This is a genomic window from Psychrobacillus sp. FSL K6-2836 (assembly GCF_038003085.1).
In the GTDB taxonomy this organism is placed as follows: Bacteria; Bacillota; Bacilli; order Bacillales_A; family Planococcaceae; genus Psychrobacillus.
Genome location: NZ_JBBOOM010000001.1, coordinates 3,508,260 through 3,532,526, shown reverse-complemented (window position 1 = coordinate 3,532,526; position 24,267 = coordinate 3,508,260). Strand labels below are relative to the sequence as shown.

The window sequence follows — 24,267 nt, the reverse complement described above, 5'->3', positions numbered from 1 at the left end:
TCCTAAAGTAAATATTCTCTCTTCACTTTTATATTAACACTTTTTAATATGGAAGCCAAAACTTTGAACGGAGTAGTCGCAACTTCGCAGTACATTGGGTTGGTGTATAGATGAATCGCCTCTGGGTATTCCTTCCTCACAACTGACCGAATTTGCTCTCCGGATTTATCTGCATCTAAAAACGCATATATAGGTATACCGTCATAAGGACTTAAAATTTCTTCAAGCTTTACATTTGATATCGTTCCATTTGTACAAATAATTTCTGTTGATTCGTCAAGAAGTTTTAAAAGCTTTAGTTTATCTGATCTTCCCTCAACGAGAATTATTTTTTCACTAAAGACAATAGCCATCAGCTTCTCTCCTAACTACGCCCTTTCCAATATTATATGAAAAAAACGCCGATAATAAGCGGCGTTTTCATAATTATTCTGAAATTAATTCTTCGTATTTTTCTGGAGATAGTAAACCATCCACTTCCGTTAAATCAGCTGGCTCGATAACAATCATCCATGCATTTTCATAAGGGGATTCATTTACATATTCAGGGCTATCTTCTAATTCTGTATTTACCTCTACAACTTTCCCGCTAATTGGTGCATACAGTTCAGATACGGTTTTTACAGACTCTACACTACCAAATGGATCTCCTGCTTTGATCTCATCTCCAACTTGTGGAAGTTCGACAAACACGATATCTCCAAGTTCAGATTGTGCAAATTCAGTAATACCGATACGGACATTTCCGCCTTCAGTCTTTACCCATTCATGTTCTGCTGAGTATTTTAAATCTTTAGGTGCGTTCATATTATATACCCCTCTCCATTATTAATACATTCATCTATTATATTCACATATTTTTATAGTAAAAACAAGTGACTTTAAGAAGTCTTCCAAACATCCTCAAACTGTTGATCCTTGAAGCCTAGCGTTAATTTTTTTCCATCAAAAACAACTGGTCGTTTAATAAGCATCCCATCAGAGGCAAGTAAGGATAATTGCTCATCTTCTGACATAGTAGAAAGCTTGTCTTTCAATCCAAGCTCTCGATATTTCATACCAGATGTATTAAAGAATTTTTTTAATTCCAATCCACTTACTTCGAACATTTTTTGAAGTACATCTTTTGTTGGTGGACTTTCAGCTATGTTGTTGTCTATGTATTCTAAATCATTGTCCTTTAACCATTTACTCGCCTTTCTACAAGTTGTACATTTAGGATAACCGTAATATTGAATAGTCATGTGGAACCACCTTTTTCTTTTTATCATACATAATAGTGTAAACGATGAGCAATCATTTTGAACAATGAAGAAGAAAATATGTATAAGCTTAATATCTTATAGGCAAGAAACACTAGATTCATGACATGCAAATTTAAGAAATACCGGACAAAAAAGATACCCAATCTTTAAGTTCAAAACCTGTTTCCAACGTTTCCGAAATGCTCTGGACTAACTTGTTGCTATATTATTGCCGATTGAATTTTTAGTGATGCTGGTTGGTTGTGACGTCCGTCACAACCAACCAGCATCATTTTTTTCGGTAATTTTATGGCGCTTATTTGTCCGTCGCTCTTCTACAACTTCTAGAAACACGTTAGTGCATTTTTGGATAACTAGAGAAAAGCTACTTTCCTATTCATGAAGCAGGCCCCCGAAGATACAATTTCGGAGGCTCTAACGCTACTCTATACGATAGATACCGTCTATTTTTATGTCGTATACTTTTTTATTAGTTGAAGAAATCCATACGAAATACCCTAATTAAAAATTTTTGATAACAAATCCAGAGCCTTTACATTGCATGCAATCCTCTGTATTCTATATCAACAGGAAGACTGATTTTATATACTCAAGATGCATAAATATCCTTATATCTAATGAATGATTTGGTCTTAATTTATCTTTACTTGCTCTCACCTATTGTTTACTCGCTCATTTCTGTGGCTTACTTGCGGTCGTAAACGATTTACTTGCTCTAGGCCTATATTTACTTGCGGACTTTTACCTTTTACACGCGGAGTGGATAATTTTACTAAATTTCATTACTCATTCACAGCCTAAATCTGTAGAATTGAATGACTAATAGTTGCTTTCCACTCAATTTGTCGACTGCAATTGATAGTGTCTTTAGATGCCCCTGCATATTTATCGTGTTTTTCATAAAGGCTTGATTTTAATTGATGAATAATGACTACACACTTAATTGATTGTAGTGGAAAGCGGCGACTCCAGCAGGATAAGCGAGAAAGTCGAGACCCACAGGGAGGATTCATAAATACGAAAGATTTAATACATCGTGTGTCGTTAATTTGTGAACGGAATCCCATTGTCCCGAGGAGGCTCGGCCTCGCCTGCGGAAAGCGTCCGCTTGCAACGAAAATCAACTGTATTATTATTAATTAGGGATAAATAAAAAAGCCGATCTACTAGAATCGGCTTTTTCGTTTATTTGATTAATGAACGTATTTTTCTGCTTCGATTAATTTTACAGATGCTTCACGTTTTTTCTCAATAACATTGTATGGTGTGTAGCGTGTTAATTTACGTAATGCGGAAATCATCATACGTTGATTATCTCCATCTACAGATGCAATAAGTGTTTCTTTTGCTGCCTGTTCGATTTCAATAAATGCTTCTTGTGTGAAGATTTGTGTATAAAGAAGTTTTTGTGCTGCTTTTTCTTCTCCATCACGTCCGATTGCTTTTTCTGTTCGTAGAACTGCTGATTCCATGGCAAATAAGTTGTTGGCAATATTAGCGATGTTCACAAGTACTTCTTGTTCTGCTTCTAGTTTTGTACCGAAACGTTGTGCAGCAAGTCCAGCAACTAGAATGCCAATTTTCTTCGCATTAGCTACTAACACTTTTTCCTGAGCAAGTGCTTCTGTTCCAACCTCTTCTGGCATCATCATTAATAGCTCTTCTTGTAAACCTTGTGCTTTTTGAAGAAGTGGTAATTCACCTTTCATCGCTTTTTTCAGGAATGTCCCCGGTACGATTAAACGATTGATTTCATTTGTTCCTTCAAAAATACGGTTAATACGAGAGTCACGGTAAATACGTTCTACTTCATACTCTTGCATGAAACCATATCCCCCATGTAATTGAACCGCTTCGTCGACGATGTAATCTAAAACCTCAGAACCTACAACTTTGTTAATAGAACATTCAATTGCATATTCAGCGATTGAAGCAGCAATTGCTTTTCCATCTTTTTGTTCTTCCGCACTCAACTGACTCATACGCTCTTCAAAATATCCAACTGTACGGTAGATCAAGCTTTCAGTTGCATACAATTTAGATGCCATAGTAGCTAGTTTATTTTTCGTTAAATTAAAGGAAGAGATTGGTGTCTTAAATTGTTGGCGTTGGTTTGTATAAGAAATTGCTAATTCTAACGCACGTTTAGATCCACCAATTGTACCTACACCTAATTTATAACGCCCAATATTTAAAATATTGAATGCGATAACATGGCCGCGTCCAATTTCACCCAGCAGATTTTCTACAGGAACTTGAGCATCCTCAAGGATTAGTGTACGAGTAGAAGAAGATTTAATACCCATTTTCTTCTCTTCTGCCCCAACAGATACTCCTGGGAATGTTTTTTCTACGATAAATGCAGAAAATTTGTCTCCATCTATTTTAGCGTAAACTACGAATACATCAGCAAATCCTGCATTTGTAATCCATTGTTTTTCACCATTTAAGACATAGTGTGTACCTTCTGCATTTAATTTCGCAGTAGTTTTTGCTCCTAATGCGTCTGATCCTGAACCTGGCTCTGTAAGTGCATAAGCAAATATTTTCTCTCCTGAAGCTGAATTAGGTAGGTATTTTTGCTTTTGTTCTTCATTACCAAATAGAACGATTGGTAATGTACCAATTCCAACATGTGCTCCGTGAGTAATAGAGAATCCACCAGCTACAGACAGTTTTTCTGCAATTAGCGCAGAGGAAATTTTATCTAAGCCAATTCCTCCATATTCTTCTGGAATGTCAGCAGCAAGCAAACCAAGATCTCCTGCTTCTTTTAATAAACGTACAGAGTGTTCGAATTCGTGATGCTCCAAGTTTTCTACTACTGGTAGCACAGAATTTTTTACATACTCCTCTGTCGTTTTCGCAATCATCTTTTGCTCATCATTGAAATCCTCTGGTGTAAATACGCGGCTTGCGTCTAAATCTTCTACTAAAAAGGCTCCACCTTTAACTGCATCTTTTAATTCATTCATGTTTATTTCCCCCATCCTTGTATTTTTAAATTAATTCGAACACTCCAGCAGCTCCCATTCCGCCTCCGATACACATAGTAACAACTCCGAATTGTTTCCCTTGACGTCTAAGCTCACTCATCAATTTCAAAGATAAAATAGTTCCTGTTGCACCTAAAGGATGACCTAGAGCAATTGCCCCACCGTTTACATTCACTTTATCCATATCTATACCTAAGTGACGAACAACTTGAATAGATTGAGACGCGAATGCTTCATTGATTTCCCAAAGATCGATGTCTTCGATAGATAATCCTGCAAGTTTTAATGCTTTTGGTACCGCTACAATTGGTCCGATTCCCATTACCTCTGGAGGTACTCCCCCAACTGCAAATGAACGGAATTTGGCAAGCGGCTTTAATCCTTGTACTTCTGCAACTTCACGATCCATGATTAATACAGCACCTGCTCCATCTGAAGTTTGTGAAGCATTTCCTGCTGTTACTGATCCACGAACATTGAATGCAGGGCGTAATTTAGCAAGAGTTTCTAACGAAGTTCCTATACGTACGCCTTCATCCATTTCGAACATGAATTTATTCTGCTGTGCTTTATTGTTTTCATCTACAAAATGCTTTATCACTTCAACTGGTACAATGTCATCATTGAACTTTCCTGCTGCAATAGCTGCTGCCGCTAGTTCATGTGATCTTACTGCAAATCCATCCTGATCTTCACGACTAATACCATACTTAGTTGCTACTTGTTCCGCTGTGTGACCCATTCCCATATAGTATTGCGGCGCTGTTTGTGCAAGATGTGCATTCGGACGAATCGTATTTCCCATCATCGGAACCATGCTCATAGACTCCACTCCACCAGCGATAATCGCTTCGGCATGACCTAGCATAATACGCTCTGCTCCGTATGCAATTGACTGTAAACCAGATGAACAGAAACGGTTTACTGTAATAGCTGGTGTTGTATCTGGCAGACCTGCTAATGCACCGATATTACGAGCAACGTTCATCCCCTGCTCTGCTTCAGGCATCGCACAACCTAATATAAAATCATCTATCGGACCATCATAACCGCCCGCTCTTCGTAATGTTTCTTTAACCACAAGTGCCCCAAAATCATCAGGACGTACAGTTGCTAAAGATCCTTTTTTCGCTTTACCTACTGGCGTTCTTGCCCCTGCTACTATGACTGCTTCACGCATGAGTTTTCCTCCTTTACCTTTATGCAAGATTAGTTGCGTAATGGTTTACCCTTCACTAGCATGTGTTGCATTCTTGCTTGAGATTTTGGATCAGCAACTAAGCTCAAGAAAGCTTCTCGCTCCAAGTTAAGTAAATATTGCTCATCCACTAATGTACCGTATGGAACTTCTCCACCTGCAATAACATAAGCAAGCTTTTTCGCGATTTTTAGATCATGCTCACTGATAAATCCAGATAAAAGCATACCTTCTGCTCCTAAAATAAGTGCTGCATATCCTGGAGATCCAGAAACTGGTACTTTTTCACGAATCGGTGCTTTATATCCGGCTTCTGCAAGAGCCAATACCACTTGTTTCGCATCGTATATTAAATGATCAGGATTTACACTAATTCCATCTGCAAAATTCAAGAAGTTATTTTCACGCGCTTCTTCACCCGAGGTTGATACTTTTGCCATTGCAATTGTTTCAAATACTTTACTTGCAACAGTAAGATAATCTATCTCAACACCGTTTGGAAGTCCTTTTAAGTGCTTAATATAAAGCTCTTTGTTACCTCCACCACCTGGTATAAGACCAACTCCAGCCTCTACCAAGCCCATATATGTCTCAGAAGATGCTTGGATATGAGCAGCTGGTAAGCATGTTTCTGCCCCTCCACCTAATGTCATTCCAAATGGAGCAACTACTACTGGTTTAGGCGAGTACTTAATTTTCATCATCGCATTTTGGAATTGACGAACAACAAAATCCAATTCGAAAATATTATCGTCTTGTGCTTCCATTAAAATCATTCCAAGGTTTGCTCCCACACTGAAGTTTTTACCTTGGTTACCTATAACAAGTCCCTTGAAGTTCTTTTCTACTTCATCAACGGCAAAGCTAATCATTTGAAGAATATCTAAACCAATTGAGTTCGATTTCGAATGGAATTCAAGCAATGCAACTCCATCACCTAAATCTATTAAACTTGCACCAGAATTAGATTTAATAACACCATGTTTTTTCTTATATCTTTTTAAATCAATTACCTTTTCACTAACAAAAACTAATGAATAATCAGTTCCATTGAAGTAGTATTGATCGCCATCTTCTTCTTTATAGAAGGATTGGAATCCTTTATCAAGTAATGATTGGACAAACGCTGGAATTTCAAGACCTTCTGCCGCCATCTTTTCAACTGATTCCTTTACTCCAATAGCATCCCAAATCTCAAATGGTCCTTGCTGCCAGCCGAATCCCCACTTCATCCCCTGGTCAATCGCAACTATATCATCTGCAATCTCCCCATGTAACTGAGCAGAATAGATTAATGTAGGACTCAAAATACTCCAAAGTAATTCACCAGTTCTGTCTTTCGCATAAGTTAATGTTTTTACTTTTGCCGCAAGACCTTTTTGTTGCTTAGCCATTTCCATTGAAGGCGTTTTTAACTTCTTCATTGCCTCATATTCAAGTGTTTCAGGATTTAGTTCTTTGATTTCTTTACCTTCTTTTAAGAAGAATCCTTGCCCAGATTTAGCTCCTAACCATTTGTTTTCAAGCATTTTTTTCAAAAATGCAGGCACTTCAAATACTTTTTGTTCCTCACCAGATGTTTGGTCATATACGTTTTTCGCAACATGTGCAAATGTATCCAAACCAACCACATCTAAAGTACGGAAAGTAGCTGACTTAGGACGACCGATTAGTGGTCCTGTAACAGAATCTACCTCTCCAACCGAATATCCTCTAGCTTGCATTTCGCGTAATGTTACTAGCAATCCGTATGTCCCGATGCGGTTTGCTATGAAGTTTGGAGTGTCTTTTGCGAGTACCACACCTTTTCCTAACACATTTTCCCCAAATTGCTTCATGAATTCTACGACTTCTGAATCCGTCGTTTTAGCTGGGATTACTTCTAATAACTTCAAATAACGCGGTGGATTGAAAAAATGTGTTCCTAAGAAATGCTTTCCAAAGTCCTCTGAGCGCCCTTCCACCATTGCATTAATACTAATACCCGATGTATTAGAGCTAATGATTGTTCCTGGCTTACGAACTGCATCTATTTTTTCATATAAGCTTTTTTTAACTTCTAAGTTTTCAACTACTACTTCGATAATCCAGTCTACGTCTTTTAGTTTTTCAAGATCGTCCTCTAAGTTTCCAGCAGTTATGAGCTGCAGGTTCTTCTTAGCAGTAAGCGGTGCTGGTTTTTGCTTCAACAATTTTTGAATAGCTGTCCCTGCAAATTTATTTCTTACTGCTAGATGTTCTAAAGTTAACCCCTTTGCTTCTTCATCTTTACTAACTTCTTTAGGTACGATATCTAATAATAATGTAGGAATACCAATATTTGCTAAGTGTGCAGCAATTCCTGAACCCATTACTCCAGAACCTAAAACAGCTGCCTTTTTAATTTGATACGTCACGTGCAAAGCCTCCCCTTTGTCTTGAATGAATACTCATTCATTTTAAATACAAAAAAAATAGAAGCAATCTCTATGTCTATTAGTTTAGAACAATATTTAAATTTTCGCAATAATAAAATGAATAAATAATTCTTTTTTCTTTCTCCGACATAAGAAACAGTGTACACTGTAATCAAAGTCATAGGAGGTAAGCAAAACATGCAAAAAATTACAACTACTGAACAATTCAATGAGATCATTTCTGGAGACAAAGAGGTTTTAGTAAAATTTGAAGCTGGATGGTGTCCTGATTGCCGTCGTATGGAAATGTTCATCGATCCAATAGTAGAAAAATATAACCAATATACTTGGTACGAAGTCAATCGCGATGAGCTACCTGAAGTTGCTGAAAAATATGAAGTAATGGGAATCCCAAGTCTTCTTATTTACCAAAACGGCGAGAAAAAAGCACATCTTCATAGTGCAAATGCAAAATCACCTGAACAGGTAACAGAATTCTTAGATGCACAGAACTAAGTAAGATAGTATCTATAAGAAAAGGCATTTAAATGTTGTACTGCGACGAGCTGTGCGCAGGAGCACGTTACAGATTTTTTAGATACTCAAAGAAAGTAAGACAGTATCTATTATGCAAGGCATTTAAATGTTGTACTGCGACGAGCTGTGCGCTGGAGCACGTTACAGTTTTTTTTAGATACTCAAAGAAAGTAAGACAGTATCTATTATGCAAGGTATTTAAATGTTGTACTGCGGCGAGCTGTGCGCAGGAGCACGTTACAGATTTTTTTAGATACTCAAAGAAAGTAAGACAGTATCTATTATGCAAGGCATTTAAATGTTGTACTGCGACGAGCTGTGCGCAGGAGCACGTTACAGATTTTTTTAGATACTCAAAGAAAGTAAGACAGTATCTATTATGCAAGGCATTTAAATGTTGTACTGCGACGAGCTGTGCGCAGGAGCACGTTACAGATTTTTTAGATACTCAAAGAAAGTAAGACAGCATCTATTATGCAAGGCATTTAAATGTTGTACTGCGACGAGCTGTGCGCAGGAGCACGTTACAGATTTTTTAGATACTCAAAGAAAGTAAGACAGTATCTATTATGCAAGGCATTTAAATGTTGTACTGCGACGAGCTGTGCGCAGGAGCACGTTACAGATTTTTTAGATACTCAAAGAAAGTAAGACAGTATCTATTATGCAAGGCATTTAAATGTTGTACTGCGACGAGCTGTGCGCAGGAGCACGGTAACAGAATTCTTAGATGCACAGAACTAATAAGAAAGGTTGTTTCTATAAGAAACAGCCTTTTCTTTTTAAATCGAGACCAAGTTGATGTATTCGGTATAATAAGAAAAAACAGAGGTGCTTATATATATGTCAAAAGAACATGAAATAATTGAATTAAAAGAAAAAATTGCTTATTACGAACGAATTATTAAAACAATTTCTACCCCTATTATTCCATCTATAGTTCCTAAGACCATTTTAATCCCTATTGCTGGCTATATGTTTAGAGAGCGCTTTGAAAATATTCAGACTAAAACTCTCCAATATATCGGAGAGCATAAAGAAATTGAACATGCAGTATTTGATTTTACTGGGGTTAATGTAGAAGATGTTGAAGCATTCGATTACAATGAACTTGCCATGTCTATTTCCAGTTTGAATAGCTCCCTTCGATTAATGGGAATTCGTCCAATTTATGTTGGGTTCAATCCTCGATTTATCCGTGAAATTGTTCACGCAAGTATTCAAGTGGATATAGAGACATATAAAAGCTTCCGTGAGGCATTGAACAAGCTACTAGTTGAATCCAACAATTTCATCGGTATGAAATAATGAAAAAACGGACAAAAGGTGCTCAGTCCTTTAAGTTCAAAAACTGTTTCTACCGTTTTCAGTAGGCTTCGGACAGTCTTATTGCTATATTATTATCGGTTAAATCTTTAAAGAAGCTGGTCGTGACTTACGTCAAGATCAGCTTCTTTTTTCTTCGGTAATCTTATGGCATTTGTCTGTCCATCGCCCTCCTACAACTCTTAGAAACAGGTAGGTGCGTTTTTGAATAACTAGAAAAAAGCTACTTTCCTATTCATAGAGTAAGCGCCAGAAGATACAATTTCTGGCGCAATTCGCTTCTTCATTGGGTATACACTTACTATTTCTTTTTTTATTTCCCTAGTATTAAGGGAAATCTACTTCCCTCATCCATCATTAAATAATAGCATCTCTAACTCAACAGCAATTTCATAAATTTTTTCTTACTACATTATCTAAAACTAATTCTATTTTCATAGCCATAACCTATGCTAAATCTTATAGTGAGTACTACACAATATATTGAATGTAGTGAAAGGTAGCGACTCCGGCAGGATCAGAGACAGATGAAACAGAAATCAGCTGTATTATTCATTTGTTTAAGTACATTAACCAAGACATTTTTATATACTTAATTATAACAACGAGCCCCCCATACTATTAAGTCTCTCCTTCATTCGTTAACTATTTAAAGTAAGTAGGGACATAGCTCAAAAAGTTGTAAAACATATAGGTCCATTCCTCGGTTTAAACCATTCATCTAGTTTTTTAGGATCCTGCTGGTGTACCTCTGCTTCTCCGCAATTATAAAGAGACTCTAATGTTACACAGCCCATCCACCATGAACTTAAATCGTGGATTCCGATAATAACATTCACCAGTTCATCCGTTTTTTCTACTTTATGAATTTCCCATTGTTCACTACTAAAAGATAATTCATAAACCCCGTGCTGCTCAGCAATAAATGAATCCTTTATTTCCAATATAATCTTTGTATTTTCCTGTGGTCTCCCTTGGCCATGAAAATTAGTGCCATTAACAAACGACTCTATATTTGTAATTCGATACATAATGCCTGAACCAGTAGTGGCCACTTCATGATAAACGCTTGGAATTACATGATTTGAATCATTTAATGGGTTTGAAAGACTATACAAAAATGATTGATCATTCGTACGGAAAATAATTCGATCTACTTGATCCTGCTGTGAACTTACCCAAGAGGCAAGTTGTTTATAGGCACTTGGGTTACTCCATATCCATTCGTGTATAATCATATGCTGATGCAAAAAATGGCTGTCTTTTACTGGGTCCAAAGTGAAAGCTAGCGCCCCAACTAAACGATTTCCCTCTTCTACTCCAACATAATATGTTTTTTTCGTTTTAATATATTGCTTTTCCTTCCAAGTTCTTTTCAACATTCCATGATTGTTTTGAGCGTATTCATTATATAGAGATACGATAGCATCCTCATCCGATGGTGTTAAAAACTTCACCTGGCTTTTATTGCCGTCTGCTATCAATTCACCAGGTTTAAATTTAAATTCGTATCGTAATGGACCGTACCCATACCCCATTTTCCGATAAAAACTAGGGTTAAAAGGATATAGTGAGACAAGTGCAACATTTTCCTGTCTAGCGTAGGCATGAAAATGGGATAGAAGTTGAAATGCAATTTTTTCTTTTTTATGTAACAAATGAACAGCAACCATTCCAATACCAAATATGCGCTGAAACTTTCCATTTATATTACATTCAAAATCATTCACTCGAAATATCCCAAGAAGTTCATCCTGTTCATCAAAACAACCAAAAAATTGTATCCCATTATCTTCATCTTGCTCTGTTGCCAATCGCTCCATGAATTCTTTTTTCTTTTCATCTGACTGTATGAGCATTCCAGGATATGCAAGAGAAGCTATATCGGCTGCCTGTTTTAAGTCCCCTGTTTGTAGTAACCTAATCATTCCATTTCCCCCTGTATTAACGATTGTGTTAAATTGTATTATAGATTAGACGAACAATTAAGAGAATAAGAATTTGCTTATCATTCTAAAAAAAGAGTTTTCCCATTTGTAAGGGAAAACTCTATTACTCGGAGGTCGACTATGAAATTACAACTGCCAGTTCAAGGTTATTCTCAATATGATTCATTGATTCAAGCTAATTATCGTGCTTCTGCTTGCGGACCAGTTACAGCTTACGTCTTGTTAAATTACTTATTTCCTCAAGCAAGTCCCTATCAGCCAAATGATTTATATAAAAAATTAGGTGGAACCCGCATTGGGTTATTTACCTATCGATTTATTCGAAACTTGCGAAAGTTGTTAGGACCAAATTGGAAAGTTAGCAAGTGTACATTACAAGTAGCTTTTAACGAATTGAAAAACGGCAGACCCGTTGCATTAAAATTCGATAAATACTTTTCGCTACAGTGGAATAAAAAATTCAATTTTTCCTATCACTGGGTTCCGCTTATTGGCTATGAATTAGTTGATAGTGAAGTGGTGCTAATCATCCATGACAATGGAGGTAGAAACCGCCCAAGTCAAATTAGAAGAGTTCGCTATTCAGATAATGCATCCATTCTCACTTTCGTTCAAATTACTCCTATAGAAGAATAACTATTTTTGAAGCTGTCTAGCCAATATAGTATAACCATGCTCATATAAGAAATCGTGTTTCTCCGCAGCGATATCTTGTATTAGTAAATGATCCAGCTCTGCTCCTATCGGGACATCTCTTCGAATTGTAGCTAGCTCTTTGGACAGTTTCAGCATCTCCAAATCCGTCTCAATTTTCGTTCTCTGGCCTGCTTTCAAAAGTGGCAATGCCTCTATGACTTTATCTACAGTTCCATAGGTTTGGACAAGCTGTAGTGCTGTTTTCGGACCTATTCCCTTAACTCCTGCATAGCCATCACTAGAATCTCCCATAAATGCCTTCACATCCGGAAAAAGTAATGGAGAGATCCCATATTCCTCAAGGAAACGACCTTCATTGTATACATCATAAATGGTAAAACCTTTTTTCGTGAACGCGATTTCTGTGGATGGCTCTAGTAATTGCAGAAGATCCTTATCTCCACTAACTATTGTAAACCTCGCGTCCTCCTTCCATTTATGTGTAACCGAAGCAATTGTATCATCCGCTTCCATTCCAGCTATTCCAAAGTTCATCCACCCTAAATGCTCAGACAAATCCTGAGCCATATCAAACTGAGGTATAAGCTCTTCGGCTGGCTTAGGTCGATTTGCTTTATAGCCATCATACAACTCATTTCTAAATGTAAGCATGCCTTTATCCCAGCAAATAGCCATATGAGTAGGCTGCATTAGATTTTGAGCTGCCAATACATGGCGAGCGAATCCTTGCACCGCATTTGTTGGAATTCCTTTGTCATTTTTAAAATAATTCCCGGACATTGCAGTTGCAAAAAACGATCTAAATAATAATGCCATTCCATCTATTACTAATACATGTGGTTTTTCCTGAGTCATTATAAACACCCTTTTTAATATAGTTTACTTATTATAACATGAGTAGATTTAATCTATTAAACAGTGGGTATATATATATAAATTAATAATTAATAGAATGGAGTACGAAAGATGAATATACATAATGGATCTCTTTATTGGCCTACTACTACAGCGCCATTCACACCAAAAACTACTTATGAACTACTAGACATATATGATGCAGTTATAGTTGGTTCCGGAATATCGGGATCACTTACTGCGCTTGCATTAGCAGATAGTGGTCTTAAAATAGCAATATTAGACAAGCGTGAGATGGCAACAGGGAGCTCTAGCGCAAATACAGGGCTCCTGCAATATTCGAATGATATTATGCTACACGAACTAATCGAACAAATTGGGGAAAAGGAAGCCGTTCGCTTTTACCAGCTTTGTTATGAAGCAATGGATGACCTTGAGAATATAGCAAAGAACCTACCCATCGAAGTAGACTTCATCCGAAGACCAAGTATATGTTATGCGAGCGATGAAAACGATGTAGAAAAGATAAAAACAGAATATGAAACATTAAAAAAGTTTGGGTTTCCTTGTGACTATTGGGAACGAAATGAAATGGCTGAAAAAATGCCTTTTGCCAAGAATGGAGCATTAGTGACATTTGGTGATGCGGAGATTAATCCACTGAAGTTTGTACATGGAATACTAACTAAATTAGAGGATTTAGGTGTACATTTATTTCCATATACAGAGGTGTTGGATGTATTTGAGGATAACGATAATTTAGATATACGCACCTCTGCTCAATCTTTTTATGCCAAACATATCGTCTACACAACTGGCTATGAAACAACTCCAGTAGGTAAACGGATTGGAGCCGATATTAATCGTTCCTATGCATTTGTTAGCAATCCAATCCCAGAGTTTAGTGATTGGTATGAACAAGCATTAATTTGGGAAACAAAGCGACCTTATTTATACATTCGCTCAACAGTTGAAGGAAGATTAGTTGTTGGAGGATTAGACGAGGATAAAACAGAAGCCCCTCACTCGGATGAAATCATTCAGAAACGAGCGGAAAATTTATTACACCAGGCTAAAGAGTTATTTCCTAATTATGATATACGAATAGATTATGCCTACGCTGCTAGCTTTGGTGAGTCCGTAGATAATATTCCATTTATCGGGCAACATCCTAGCAAACAAAACCAATTCTATTTACTCGGTTATGGAGGAAATGGAACTGTTTATAGTATGCTAGGCTCTCATATTTTAAAAGATTTAATAGTAGGAAATCGAAGCGAGGATGCTGAGCTTGTTCAACTTGAGCGGAAATATGGTATAGCATAATAATTGATAGTGTTTAGGAAAATATGTAGAGGATCATCTTCTAGGTATGACCCTCCATTCTTCTTGTTTGTCTGTCCACTTGGGAAATTAGGTGTTTTAGCATTAGACATTCCCGTTATAGACATTAAAAAATCACAATAAATGGGAAATAGTAACTTTTCGTTACTATTTTTGACGTAATAATCTTTAAAACGTCCGTAACATCTCGCATATGCATACTTTGAAAGTTGTACTTGTTCTTTAGATAGTCGACATGCTTTAAGATTTCTTCTAAAAATTGGATATTTTCCTTTGTATCTCTCCCAAAATTATGCGGATGCCACCATAAATGATAGAGTTCGTTTTTCTTTGCGGCCTTAGTCAATCCTTTTTTAATACGGCGGAGCCGAAGCTGTTCTAACATAGAAAATCTACTATTATAAGGTCTCAAGAAGCGACTAGAAGGAATGTTAACAATTGGATCTGTTTCGATATTCTTTAAACAATACGTGTGATTCCCAGATATATTTACATATGCATCTATTAGACGACACAATCGTTTCAGCCATGAATTTTTTTCACTTGTATGAGCTTTATACATCCAGGTCTTTTCATTTCCTCTGTATGCCTTTACTCCAAGCTTTTCGCATACATGTAAATAATGTGGGTTTACTTGGTTCCTTGGAAAAACTAAAGATGCTGTTTTTCCCAAGGAAGAAACAGCCTTCAAATCCTTTTCGAAATGCTCCTTATTTTGCCCATTTTCTAAGCAATAATAATGAGAAAAGGTATGTGTTCCTATCTCTTGATTGGATGTTTCTCGTATCATATCGATTAATGACATGCCGAAATGATAAGGGTCCACCGTTTCATTGGCCCCTACATTGGATAGATTCATTACTGGGCTAAATGCAGTATTTTCATAAGGTATATCCATCGTGTTAAAATATGATAAAAGTTCCTGTTTATCCTTACAATACAGCATACCAACAATCGCCCATGTTGCATGAATATCATATTTTAAAAACAATTGAAGTATTTGAGGTATAGCTATACGTGCACCCAAAATATTGTTGCCATATTCTTCTTTTGTATAAACATCATGTACTCCCCAATTTAGCTCAAAGTCCAATGAAATAATAAGAGCTCCCAGTTCCTCATCCTTTCCTCAGTTTAATCATTCGTCCAAAGAGCACTAATTTCCCAAGAATTGATGTTGCTTCATACCCTGAATATACTTCTGTAATTTCACCACCGAACTCAATTTTGAAACTACTAATATTTTCATTTGTGGTTAATCCACCCATGTCATACACCAAATTTTTTCTTCTTTTAAAATATAGAATACTTTGCCAAAACAAATATCGGCTAGCTATACTTAACATCCGCTTATCAATTGCATTATCCTTTAATCTAAAGTGAGATGCAGAGTATAAAGAAAAGGCAGTCTCCTCATCATTAATATAAACTTGGTAGGCAAGGATTTCACTATTACCGCTACTTATTATTCTAGTGATTATCAAATTACTAGATTCCATTAATAATTCCATTGTTTTAATGTGAAATGCACCACATTTATACGTATTCGTATGTTTGGCAAATTCATTGTAAAATTTTTGAAATTCCCGGATATTTGCTAGGGTTGGACGGTCTAATACCTCTATTTGAAAATCGTGCTTAGCTGCTTGTCGAATTTGTTTTCTATTTGTACGATGAAGGTCATTCAACAACTGTTCTTCAGTTTTTGTCAAATCGATAAGTAATGTATTTTGTTTTATTAATTGGTTAACTGGTCGATAGGCATGTGAAAAACCGATAAGGTGCGCAGGTTGTAATGGAATTTCACCAGTTTTTAAAAAGTAGCAATTTACTAGAGTCAAATTTATAAGCTTTCGCTTTACTAGGATTATTGTGGCACCCTTCTTTTCTTTTAGAATTTTTCTCTACTAGTTTTAGTTTTTCCTAAGACTCTTATAAAAGAAACTTTCTCGGTCCACTGAAACCCAAGTTGGGTTAGTAATTTAACACTTTCCTTATCCTTTGTATGAACACTTACAAATATATCTTTCCCTTTATAATGAGAATTCACAAACCCTAGAACTTGTAGAATATTTTCATTTTTCCAATCTCGTATATAAATGCTTCTTTTTTTTAGATTAAGGACTACCTCAACATCATCTAATCGTATGACATTTTCATTTACCCAAAATGCTTTTAATATGTCTTCTGAATAGAATCCTGCATATCCATTATAAATTTTCTGTAAAATTTCTTTTCGTTCATGTTCAGAGGTGAGAGCTAAATTTGGAGATAGTTCTTTAAAGCTAGTCTCTGTGTCCTCGACCACTTCAAAGTTTGAAATTTTCCCAATTACATAAGATCTCTTGTCAAAGATAAAGGGAAATAACTTCCTATTAATAACTCTTATCTTATATCTAAAACTTCCTTTTTGACGTAGAAAGTATCTAACTTTCCCTATCGTATTTCTTCGAAACAACACAACAGCTCTGTATTTTTTTACTTTAGAAATAAGTATATTCTTGATCCATAGTATATTTCTAATAGTCTTTGCCCGTATGGTATTTGTAGAAAATATAGATTTTCTTGTATAGTCCACATCAGTATTCCAATCCATCTTATAAGGTTCATACCCAATACTCATATCCAATTTTAGAAACCCTTCGGATATTAAATGGCTAACTTTTTCTTTTATCAATAATCTGCCTGGCCCATAACAATCAAAATCCGAATCATGTCCTAATACATATCCTAAATAACGTGTACGACAAGTAAATCCATACGTAAAAGCAACCTTTTCTTCTTGTACTTGAAGTGTTGTTAAACGAACTGAAAACTTTCCTTTGGGTAACTCAGCTAGATATCTAAAGAACTCCAGCTTACTTTCTGAAGAAAAGCCGCTTGTGTCATTTTTCTTCTCCCATCGTCGCTTATGCAATCTAACTATCTCGTCCATATCATTAGACTCCAATAGTTGTAAGGAAATTTCACCTAACCCCCTTAACCTCTTGTCCCGTCGATCCATCCCATGCAGTTTTTTTCGAGATTTCATATACTCATCGACATCTAGATTCTCAAGATTTATAAACGGTGTAATAATGGAAAAGTGGCGTTCTTTCAAATTCCTTGCATTTACATACTGTGATAATGCATACGGAGTATTCGTACTCTCTAATAATCCATGGAGATAAAATACGATGCTTTTTTTTCTACTTATCATTTCATCCAATACAAACATAATGGCTCGGCTTGCATCAGATCTCCTAACAATAATATCCATATAGTTTGCTACTCCAAAAGCTAAAAAGTGACACATATAGCCAAACCATGTTTTTTTGAATTGAAAGGGAAAAAAGGCAATAACCCGATTATGATCCTGTACTGCTAAGATTTCTACATCTTCTTTAGACCCCAATATTTTCCACCAGTTATATACAAACTCGTATTCTATAAAGGGATTAGTATTTTCGTTTTCCTCTGTTATCTTATTCCAGTCCTGTTCGTAAACTTCTAAATGTGAATAAGATTTAATACTAATAAGCTTCAAATAATCCTCCTTCGTTTATAATTGTTCCACCATATTATAAGATTGAATAATTTCTTCTATACCCTCTTCCAATGAATAATTAGGTTCCCAATGCAGTAGGTTTACAGCTTTTTCATTTGAGAGTACACTTCGTTTAATCTCCGAAGCATCTAATTCTTTTATAAGCGGCTCTATTTCTATATTGGTAACATGAGAGATTAGCTTAAATAATTCATTAATCGTTGTTTCTATGCCTGAGCTAATTTGGAAGACACCCGTTTCATAAGAAACTAATGCTGTAAGACAAGCGGCGGCAACATCTTTTACATAGATAAAATCCCTCGTTTGACTACCATTGTTAATAATCGGTGCTTCCATTCTGGAAATTCGATTTAATAAACTGTCAATTACCCCACTCTCCTGATTGGGTCCAAACACATTAGAAAATCGTAGTATACAGCTTTTAAGGCCAAACATTTTTTCATATAAGTGTACATAATTCTCCGCGGAAATTTTAGATAATGCATAAAAAGAAAGAGGAGCCAATTTTGAATTCTCTTTTACTGGCAAAGAAGTTGGATTCCCATAAACAGCTGCTGAGGAAGCTAATATAAACTTTTTCACATTAAATTGATTGGAAAGCCGGAGAATATTGAGTGTACCTAGAACATTCGCTTGGCAATCTTCTATTGGTCTCTCCATAGATTCAAGTACCGAGGATTGAGCTGCTAAATGGATAACAAAGTCAGGCTGTTCAAACTGAAAAATATGTCCTATTTCTTCGCTATTAATATCTGCTTCATAAAAGGTAGCACCCAAAGATACCCTGCTTTTATTACCTTTAGATAAATTATCTAAAGCAACTACTGAATATTGATGATCTAAAAGCTCTTGTACCACGTATGATCCTATAAATCCTGCCGCTCCTGTAACTAGTACCTTCAATCTTTTTCCCCCAATTTTATTAAGTTTTTATACGTAAGAAAGGTTTTATAATACATCCTTTCAAATGTAAAACTAGTTTCATATATTTCACGACTTTTTTTGCCCATCTTTTTTCGAAGCGAAGGATTTTCTATTAAAGTGGAAAGTAATTCAGGTAAATTATGGTGAATTAAATATCCGTTTTCAGAATTCCTAACCGCTTCCTTGACTCCACCTACATTAGAGGCAACAATTGGTAGTCCGTGCGACATCGCTTCTAATATTGAAAGTGGCAACCCCTCCCACGATGAGGTCAACACAAAAATATCCGCATCCATTAGTAGTTCCGAAACGTTAGAATGATTACCTAAAAAAGTTACTTTATGCCCCATGTTATGCTCTTGAACATATTGGGCACATTGTTCTTTCAGCCTTCCATCACCTGCAAATATCATATACCAATTTAAATCCTTAATAAGGGACAGAGCCTCTAAAAGTTCTAAATGTCTTTTCGGTGTATCAAAACGGGCAACCATTAAAATTTTCACCATTTCAGTAGGTACTAATGGATTGTTTGGATTACTTTGATCCATCACACCGTTGTGAATCGTTTCTAGTTTTGTGGAAGTTAGAACTTGATGCTGCAATGCTAGAATTCTGTCATAATCACAAACGGTAATAACTTTTTTCGTTATTTTACCTATCCACTTTTCTACCCTGCGATAAAAAACCTGTTTATTTTTTCCTACACCTTCTGTGAACGCCCAACCATGAGCTGTAAATACGAAAGGAATCCGAAGTGACCAACAAGCAACTCTCCCAAGTATGCCAGCTTTGGAAGAATGAATGGCAACTATATCAGGGTTCATTTGTTTCAATGATTTTCGCATTTCAAAAAAAGCGAGTAAATCCTTGACCAAATGCATATTCCTTAATAAGTGCTTTATTGGAATGTACTCAATTTCATTTACATATAGCTCATCTGCAAGTTTTTTTTCTGTTCCGTATAGAATGGAAATATGATGCCCTTCCTGTGCAAGTCTTTTGGAAAGGTCTCGAACATGTACTTGAGCCCCCCCTACTTCATGCATATGTGTGATCAGTTGAACAATTCTCATTAACATCCCTCATTCCATTGATGTAAACGAAGAAATAATTTATATAGACTTTCGACATTAATATTAATTGCTGTACTTACTTTAATGAACCGTGAGTTGAATTTAATTACACTACTATCTAAATTGATATTTTGAAGCTACTTTGTTCATCCAAGCATTATTTTCTATATACCATTGAATTGTTTTTGCAAGACCTTCATTGAATGAATAAGATGGAGACCATCCCAACTCTCTACTCATTTTAGAATTATCGATTGCATATCTCCTATCGTGCCCTAGACGATCAAATACAAATTGGATTAAATTCTCACTCTTATTTAAATAATTTAAAATCAATTTAATGGTTTCTATGTTTTCTTTTTCATTATTTCCACCTATGTTATATACTTCGCCAAGCCTTCCATGATGGAACACTACATCAATAGCAGTACAATGATCATCTACGTGTAACCAATCCCTTACTTGTTTTCCATCACCATATACTGGAAAAGGTTGATCCTTTAAAGCTTGAGAGATAATCAACGGAATTAACTTTTCATGATTTTGATATGGACCGTAATTATTTGAGCACCTTGTAGTGATAACAGGGAGTTTATAAGTTTCATAATATGCTCGTACTACCATATCTGCTGAAGCTTTGGAGGCTGAGTAAGGACTATTCGGAGAGAGAGGCGTCTTTTCTGTAAAATATCCATCTTTACCTAAAGCACCATAAACTTCATCCGTAGAAATTTGAACAAATTTAACATTTTCTCTATATTCAGTAGAATACTTATCCATTTTATTTATCTTCCAATATTGTTTTGCAACATCTAACAAAGCTTGTGTTCCTAACACATTCGTTTTTAAAAAAACTTCAGGATTATTAATACTGTTGTCTACATGAGATTCAGCTGCAAAATGTATAACAGTTTGAATATCGAATTGTTGAAAGAGTTTAGTTAAAAGTTCACGATCACAAATATCTCCTTTAACAAAATGATATCTTTCCATTGGTTGTATATCTTGTAAGCTTTGGAGATTACCAGCGTAAGTTAACAAATCCAGATTGACTATGGTGTAATTATATTTCGATAGCATATATCGTATAAAATTCGACCCGATGAATCCTGCTCCACCTGTAACTAAAATATTCATCTTAATCTCCTCTATGCTCTATTAGAAGTCGCAACATCAACCAAATACTGTCCATAATTTGTCTTCATTAAAGGTTCTGCGAGTTGTAACAATTGCTCTCTAGAAATATAGTTTCTGCGGAAAGCTATCTCTTCAATACAAGAAACATATAATCCTTGTCTGTTTTGAATTGCTTCTACAAAATTCGATGCTTCTAGTAGAGACTCATGAGTTCCTGTATCTAACCAAGCTAACCCCCGCCCCATGATTTTTACTTTCAATTCTCCTAATTTAAGATACTCATTTATAATAGAGGTTATTTCTATTTCTCCACGAGATGAAGGTATTACCTTTTTTGCAATGTTTATCACTTTGTTATCAAAAAAGTATAGTCCTGGTACTGCATTGAAAGATTTTGGGTTTTCTGGTTTTTCTTCTATTGAAATTGCATTGCCTTGTTCATCTACTTCCACAACCCCATATGCTCTTGGATCCTTTACATAACACCCAAATATAAACGCACCTTTTGACAAAGTAGAGGCTACTTCCTGTACTTTATAACCAAAATTAGATCCATAAAAAACGTTGTCCCCTAGCACTAAGGCAACTGGGGAATCACCTATAAACTTTTCACCAATAATAAAGGCGTCCGCTAAACCAGTTGGATATTCTTGAACAGCATAAGTCAAATCCATTCCTATTTTAGTACCGTCACCCAATAACTCTTGAAATCCCTCTATATCTCTTGGAGTAGAAATAATTAATATGTCTCTTATTCCCGCGAGCATTAAGACGGATAGAGGATAATAAATCATTGGTTTATCGTAAACTGGTAGCATTTGCTTAGAGATAGCTTTTGTTAGCGGATATAAACGAGTACCAGTACCACCAGCTAAAATAATTCCCTTCATATTGAATCACGAATCACTTTACAAATTTCCTCCACTGATTCAAGTTGCAATTCACCATAAAACGGCATAGCTAGCACTTGGGTAATAGCTTTTTGAGCAACTGGAAGATTTTCTTTACGAGCTGATTCCAAATGCTCGTACCACTCAAAGTCACTACATAAAGGATAGAAATATTTTCGCGTAAATACGTTGTACTCTTTTAGTTTCTTGTGTAGCCAATCCCTTGTTTTACCATACAACTCTTCATCTATTTGAATGACAAAATATTGATAACTGCTGCATTCACCTTCTAATTTCGTCAACACGTTAATACCAGGTACATCTTTCAAATACGATTCATAAGCTCTTTTTATTTGATGCCTTTTCTTCCGTTCGGTTTCCACAAGCTTTAATACTTCAAGTCCAACTACCGCCTGAATTTCGTTTAACTTTGCATTTAGTCCTGAAAGAACAACTTCCTCTGGATTTGCGATTCCGAAATTTTTTAGAAGGCTTAGTTTTTCAACTAAACTATTGTCTCTAAATGTCAATGCTCCACCTTCAACTGTATTAAATAGCTTTGTTGCATGAAAGCTGAACATCGTCATATCGCCATAATAACCAATAGGTTTATTATTTAGATTAGTCCCGAATGTATGGGCACCATCGTAAATTAGCTTCAAATTATATTTGTTTGCGATTAATTGAATTTGTTCGACATCACATGGATTTCCAAATGTGTGAACACCAAGAATTGCAGAAGTTTTTTCAGTAATGAGGGGTTCGATTTTTGCTGCGTCTAGGGTAAGTGTTGTAGGTTCTATATCACAAAAAACAGGAGTTAAATTATTCCAATCAAGAGCTTGAACAGTTGCGGGAAAAGTAAATGGAGTAGTAATCACTTCTCCTGTAAGGTTTAAAGCTTTTAAACCTAAGAGTAATGCGGATGTACCATTATTAAATAAAGATAAATTTTCTACATCTAAGTAGTTTTTTAATTCAAGTTCTAACTTGGTTTGCTGCGGACCACTATTAGTTAGCCATTTACTCTCCCAAACTTCTTTAAGCTTACTATTAAGATCATAAACATCTGGAAGCAATGGTCTTGTAACATAAATAGGTTCTTTAAACTTAATTTCTATAATGGATAGCCTCCTCAGATTTTTGTATAGTATTAATAGCTTCATCACCAATAATTTGGATATCCTTATAGCCAATCACACCAATTTTTGCTTCCAGTACTGCTGGATCTACTTTTTCTTGTTTTAACCATGAAACAATTGCTTTCGGGAGATTTACACCTGCGTAATGACTAAATGGATAGCCACCACCGAAACGTGCATTCATTTCCAAAATATAAGGAACTCCTTCCACAATGAATGCATCAACATCTAAGTTCCCAATATGATTGGTAATATCTCCTAGCTTTTTTCCAATAAGCTCAAAAGCTTCATCCTTTACCGTTTCTGCAGTATCTGTCTCTCCAGATCTCATTGCACACTTTTTCTTTACAATTGTATTCATATATTTTCCTTGTAAATCATTTATGATGTCTAAACCATATTCTTGGCCATTTAGTTTTTCTTGAATAATTACTGAGAGTTGATTGTCCTGATTTGACTCATATGACAGATACGAGTCATGAATTTTTTTTTTGGCTTTTTCAAATAGTACCTCTAGCTCATTCGTATTATCAGCTTCAAAAATCGAAATGGAGCCCATACCCCATCTAGGTTTAATTATCAGTGGGAACTCTATATTTCCTTGTTCAATTGCATTTAATGCATCTGAAATTTTCAAGAAAACCTTTGGTGTTTGAAAGTCATAGGAAATAAGAAATTTATATGTTTCCCATTTATCATTGCATATTCTAATTATCTCTTTACTAGAAACAATTACACTAACTCCAATTTCATTGAACTCCTTTTTGCTGTTCGTAAGAATCGGAAGATCAATATCGAATAAAGGAATGATTGCGTCTATGTGATTTAATTGGCAATAGTTTTTTAAAAAAGGAATATAGTTATCATCATAGATAAGGGGTGTTATGACAGATTTATCTCCATACTTCATTGCGGTTGAGTTTGTACTATTCCCTACATGTACCTCACCTTCATCTCCTAAAGCCTCTTTAAAATAATTAACCAAATAGCCTCTTCTTCCGGCGGATGTTAACAGCAAATTCATATAT

21 protein-coding genes are annotated in these 24,267 nt (G+C 35.8%); 4 read left to right on the top strand and 17 right to left on the bottom strand.

Features of this window, described 5'->3' with window-relative positions; genetic code table 11:
- Positions 1 to 2: 2 nt before the first annotated feature.
- The 6 genes from MKY37_RS16975 to MKY37_RS16950 all read right to left on the bottom strand — a co-directional run bounded on the left by MKY37_RS16975 (position 3) and on the right by MKY37_RS16950 (position 7,810).
- The gene (locus MKY37_RS16975) at positions 3 to 353 is read right to left on the bottom strand and encodes a toprim domain-containing protein (protein ID WP_340778862.1); all 351 of its coding nucleotides are present in this window, start codon (positions 351 to 353) and stop codon (positions 3 to 5) included.
- 73 nt (positions 354 to 426) lie between these two features.
- Entirely contained in the window at positions 427 to 807 is a 381-nt protein-coding gene (gene gcvH / locus MKY37_RS16970; RefSeq protein WP_340778861.1) for a glycine cleavage system protein GcvH, read from the bottom strand.
- Positions 808 to 881: 74 nt separating this feature from the next.
- Positions 882 to 1,244 (bottom strand): arsenate reductase family protein, encoded by a 363-nt coding sequence (locus MKY37_RS16965; protein ID WP_340778860.1) that lies wholly within the window; start codon positions 1,242 to 1,244, stop codon positions 882 to 884.
- 1,214 nt (positions 1,245 to 2,458) lie between these two features.
- Positions 2,459 to 4,240 carry an acyl-CoA dehydrogenase family protein gene (locus MKY37_RS16960; RefSeq protein ID WP_340778859.1) on the bottom strand — a complete coding sequence of 594 codons (1,782 nt, stop codon included), beginning with the start codon at positions 4,238 to 4,240 and terminating at the stop codon, positions 2,459 to 2,461.
- A gap of 25 nt (positions 4,241 to 4,265) precedes the next feature.
- A complete protein-coding gene (locus tag MKY37_RS16955; protein ID WP_340778858.1) occupies positions 4,266 to 5,441 on the bottom strand; it encodes an acetyl-CoA C-acetyltransferase in 1,176 nt (391 codons plus the stop codon).
- Positions 5,442 to 5,470: 29 nt separating this feature from the next.
- Positions 5,471 to 7,810: a 3-hydroxyacyl-CoA dehydrogenase/enoyl-CoA hydratase family protein gene (locus tag MKY37_RS16950; protein WP_340779967.1), complete on the bottom strand. Its 2,340-nt coding sequence runs from the start codon at positions 7,808 to 7,810 to the stop codon at positions 5,471 to 5,473.
- A gap of 243 nt (positions 7,811 to 8,053) precedes the next feature.
- Here MKY37_RS16950 and MKY37_RS16945 point away from each other — a divergent pair, with 243 nt between their 5' ends.
- Positions 8,054 to 8,371 (top strand): thioredoxin family protein, encoded by a 318-nt coding sequence (locus MKY37_RS16945; RefSeq protein ID WP_090567024.1) that lies wholly within the window; start codon positions 8,054 to 8,056, stop codon positions 8,369 to 8,371.
- Positions 8,372 to 9,235: 864 nt separating this feature from the next.
- Positions 9,236 to 9,700 (top strand): STAS domain-containing protein, encoded by a 465-nt coding sequence (locus tag MKY37_RS16940; protein ID WP_340778856.1) that lies wholly within the window; start codon positions 9,236 to 9,238, stop codon positions 9,698 to 9,700.
- 689 nt (positions 9,701 to 10,389) lie between these two features.
- On the opposite strand, the gene MKY37_RS16935 is transcribed toward MKY37_RS16940, so the two are convergent.
- Entirely contained in the window at positions 10,390 to 11,646 is a 1,257-nt protein-coding gene (locus MKY37_RS16935) for a GNAT family N-acetyltransferase (RefSeq protein WP_340778855.1), read from the bottom strand.
- A gap of 141 nt (positions 11,647 to 11,787) precedes the next feature.
- Here MKY37_RS16935 and MKY37_RS16930 point away from each other — a divergent pair, with 141 nt between their 5' ends.
- Positions 11,788 to 12,303, top strand: coding sequence for a C39 family peptidase (locus MKY37_RS16930; RefSeq protein WP_340778853.1), 516 nt, complete (start codon positions 11,788 to 11,790; stop codon positions 12,301 to 12,303).
- Here the strand turns inward: MKY37_RS16930 and MKY37_RS16925 are convergent, their stop codons facing one another.
- Positions 12,304 to 13,179 (bottom strand): 5'-3' exonuclease, encoded by an 876-nt coding sequence (locus MKY37_RS16925; protein ID WP_340778852.1) that lies wholly within the window; start codon positions 13,177 to 13,179, stop codon positions 12,304 to 12,306.
- Positions 13,180 to 13,290: 111 nt separating this feature from the next.
- On the opposite strand from MKY37_RS16925, the gene MKY37_RS16920 reads away from it, so the two are divergent.
- A complete protein-coding gene (locus MKY37_RS16920; RefSeq protein ID WP_340778851.1) occupies positions 13,291 to 14,505 on the top strand; it encodes an NAD(P)/FAD-dependent oxidoreductase in 1,215 nt (404 codons plus the stop codon).
- 124 nt (positions 14,506 to 14,629) lie between these two features.
- Here MKY37_RS16920 and MKY37_RS16915 read toward each other — a convergent pair whose 3' ends face one another.
- From MKY37_RS16915 to MKY37_RS16875, 9 genes are all read right to left on the bottom strand, one after another.
- Positions 14,630 to 15,616 (bottom strand): polysaccharide deacetylase family protein, encoded by a 987-nt coding sequence (locus tag MKY37_RS16915; protein ID WP_340778850.1) that lies wholly within the window; start codon positions 15,614 to 15,616, stop codon positions 14,630 to 14,632.
- 25 nt (positions 15,617 to 15,641) lie between these two features.
- On the bottom strand, positions 15,642 to 16,364 hold the full coding sequence (locus MKY37_RS16910; RefSeq protein ID WP_340778849.1) for a hypothetical protein: 723 nt from the start codon (positions 16,362 to 16,364) through the stop codon (positions 15,642 to 15,644).
- Positions 16,365 to 16,414: 50 nt separating this feature from the next.
- Positions 16,415 to 18,049, bottom strand: coding sequence for a GNAT family N-acetyltransferase (locus MKY37_RS16905; protein WP_340778848.1), 1,635 nt, complete (start codon positions 18,047 to 18,049; stop codon positions 16,415 to 16,417).
- A gap of 15 nt (positions 18,050 to 18,064) precedes the next feature.
- The gene (locus tag MKY37_RS16900) at positions 18,065 to 18,973 is read right to left on the bottom strand and encodes an NAD-dependent epimerase/dehydratase family protein (RefSeq protein WP_340778847.1); all 909 of its coding nucleotides are present in this window, start codon (positions 18,971 to 18,973) and stop codon (positions 18,065 to 18,067) included.
- Complete coding sequence (locus MKY37_RS16895) at positions 18,970 to 20,070, bottom strand: glycosyltransferase family 4 protein (RefSeq protein ID WP_340778846.1); 1,101 nt, start codon at positions 20,068 to 20,070, stop codon at positions 18,970 to 18,972. The genes MKY37_RS16900 and MKY37_RS16895 overlap by 4 nt, the downstream gene beginning before the upstream one ends.
- 114 nt (positions 20,071 to 20,184) lie before the next feature.
- Positions 20,185 to 21,207, bottom strand: coding sequence for a dTDP-glucose 4,6-dehydratase (rfbB, locus tag MKY37_RS16890; protein WP_340778845.1), 1,023 nt, complete (start codon positions 21,205 to 21,207; stop codon positions 20,185 to 20,187).
- Between the two features lie 11 nt (positions 21,208 to 21,218).
- Entirely contained in the window at positions 21,219 to 22,097 is an 879-nt protein-coding gene (gene rfbA / locus MKY37_RS16885; protein ID WP_340778844.1) for a glucose-1-phosphate thymidylyltransferase RfbA, read from the bottom strand.
- On the bottom strand, positions 22,094 to 23,263 hold the full coding sequence (locus tag MKY37_RS16880) for a DegT/DnrJ/EryC1/StrS family aminotransferase (RefSeq protein ID WP_340778843.1): 1,170 nt from the start codon (positions 23,261 to 23,263) through the stop codon (positions 22,094 to 22,096). Before MKY37_RS16880 ends, rfbA begins: the two co-directional genes overlap by 4 nt.
- A complete protein-coding gene (locus MKY37_RS16875) occupies positions 23,208 to 24,263 on the bottom strand; it encodes an ATP-grasp domain-containing protein (protein ID WP_340778842.1) in 1,056 nt (351 codons plus the stop codon). The genes MKY37_RS16880 and MKY37_RS16875 overlap by 56 nt, the downstream gene beginning before the upstream one ends.
- Between the last annotated feature and the right edge of the window lie 4 nt (positions 24,264 to 24,267).

Coding starts and splice junctions, on each gene's coding strand:
- MKY37_RS16975 (WP_340778862.1), bottom strand. CDS start 353: ATGGCTATTGTCTTTAGTGAAAAAATAATTCTCGTTGAGGGAAGATCA.
- gcvH (WP_340778861.1), bottom strand. CDS start 807: ATGAACGCACCTAAAGATTTAAAATACTCAGCAGAACATGAATGGGTA.
- MKY37_RS16965 (WP_340778860.1), bottom strand. CDS start 1,244: ATGACTATTCAATATTACGGTTATCCTAAATGTACAACTTGTAGAAAG.
- MKY37_RS16960 (WP_340778859.1), bottom strand. CDS start 4,240: ATGAATGAATTAAAAGATGCAGTTAAAGGTGGAGCCTTTTTAGTAGAA.
- MKY37_RS16955 (WP_340778858.1), bottom strand. CDS start 5,441: ATGCGTGAAGCAGTCATAGTAGCAGGGGCAAGAACGCCAGTAGGTAAA.
- MKY37_RS16950 (WP_340779967.1), bottom strand. CDS start 7,810: ATGGGTTCAGGAATTGCTGCACACTTAGCAAATATTGGTATTCCTACA.
- MKY37_RS16945 (WP_090567024.1), top strand. CDS start 8,054: ATGCAAAAAATTACAACTACTGAACAATTCAATGAGATCATTTCTGGA.
- MKY37_RS16940 (WP_340778856.1), top strand. CDS start 9,236: ATGTCAAAAGAACATGAAATAATTGAATTAAAAGAAAAAATTGCTTAT.
- MKY37_RS16935 (WP_340778855.1), bottom strand. CDS start 11,646: ATGATTAGGTTACTACAAACAGGGGACTTAAAACAGGCAGCCGATATA.
- MKY37_RS16930 (WP_340778853.1), top strand. CDS start 11,788: ATGAAATTACAACTGCCAGTTCAAGGTTATTCTCAATATGATTCATTG.
- MKY37_RS16925 (WP_340778852.1), bottom strand. CDS start 13,179: ATGACTCAGGAAAAACCACATGTATTAGTAATAGATGGAATGGCATTA.
- MKY37_RS16920 (WP_340778851.1), top strand. CDS start 13,291: ATGAATATACATAATGGATCTCTTTATTGGCCTACTACTACAGCGCCA.
- MKY37_RS16895 (WP_340778846.1), bottom strand. CDS start 20,070: ATGAGAATTGTTCAACTGATCACACATATGCATGAAGTAGGGGGGGCT.
- rfbB (WP_340778845.1), bottom strand. CDS start 21,207: ATGAATATTTTAGTTACAGGTGGAGCAGGATTCATCGGGTCGAATTTT.
- rfbA (WP_340778844.1), bottom strand. CDS start 22,097: ATGAAGGGAATTATTTTAGCTGGTGGTACTGGTACTCGTTTATATCCG.
- MKY37_RS16880 (WP_340778843.1), bottom strand. CDS start 23,263: ATGAAGCTATTAATACTATACAAAAATCTGAGGAGGCTATCCATTATA.
- MKY37_RS16875 (WP_340778842.1), bottom strand. CDS start 24,263: ATGAATTTGCTGTTAACATCCGCCGGAAGAAGAGGCTATTTGGTTAAT.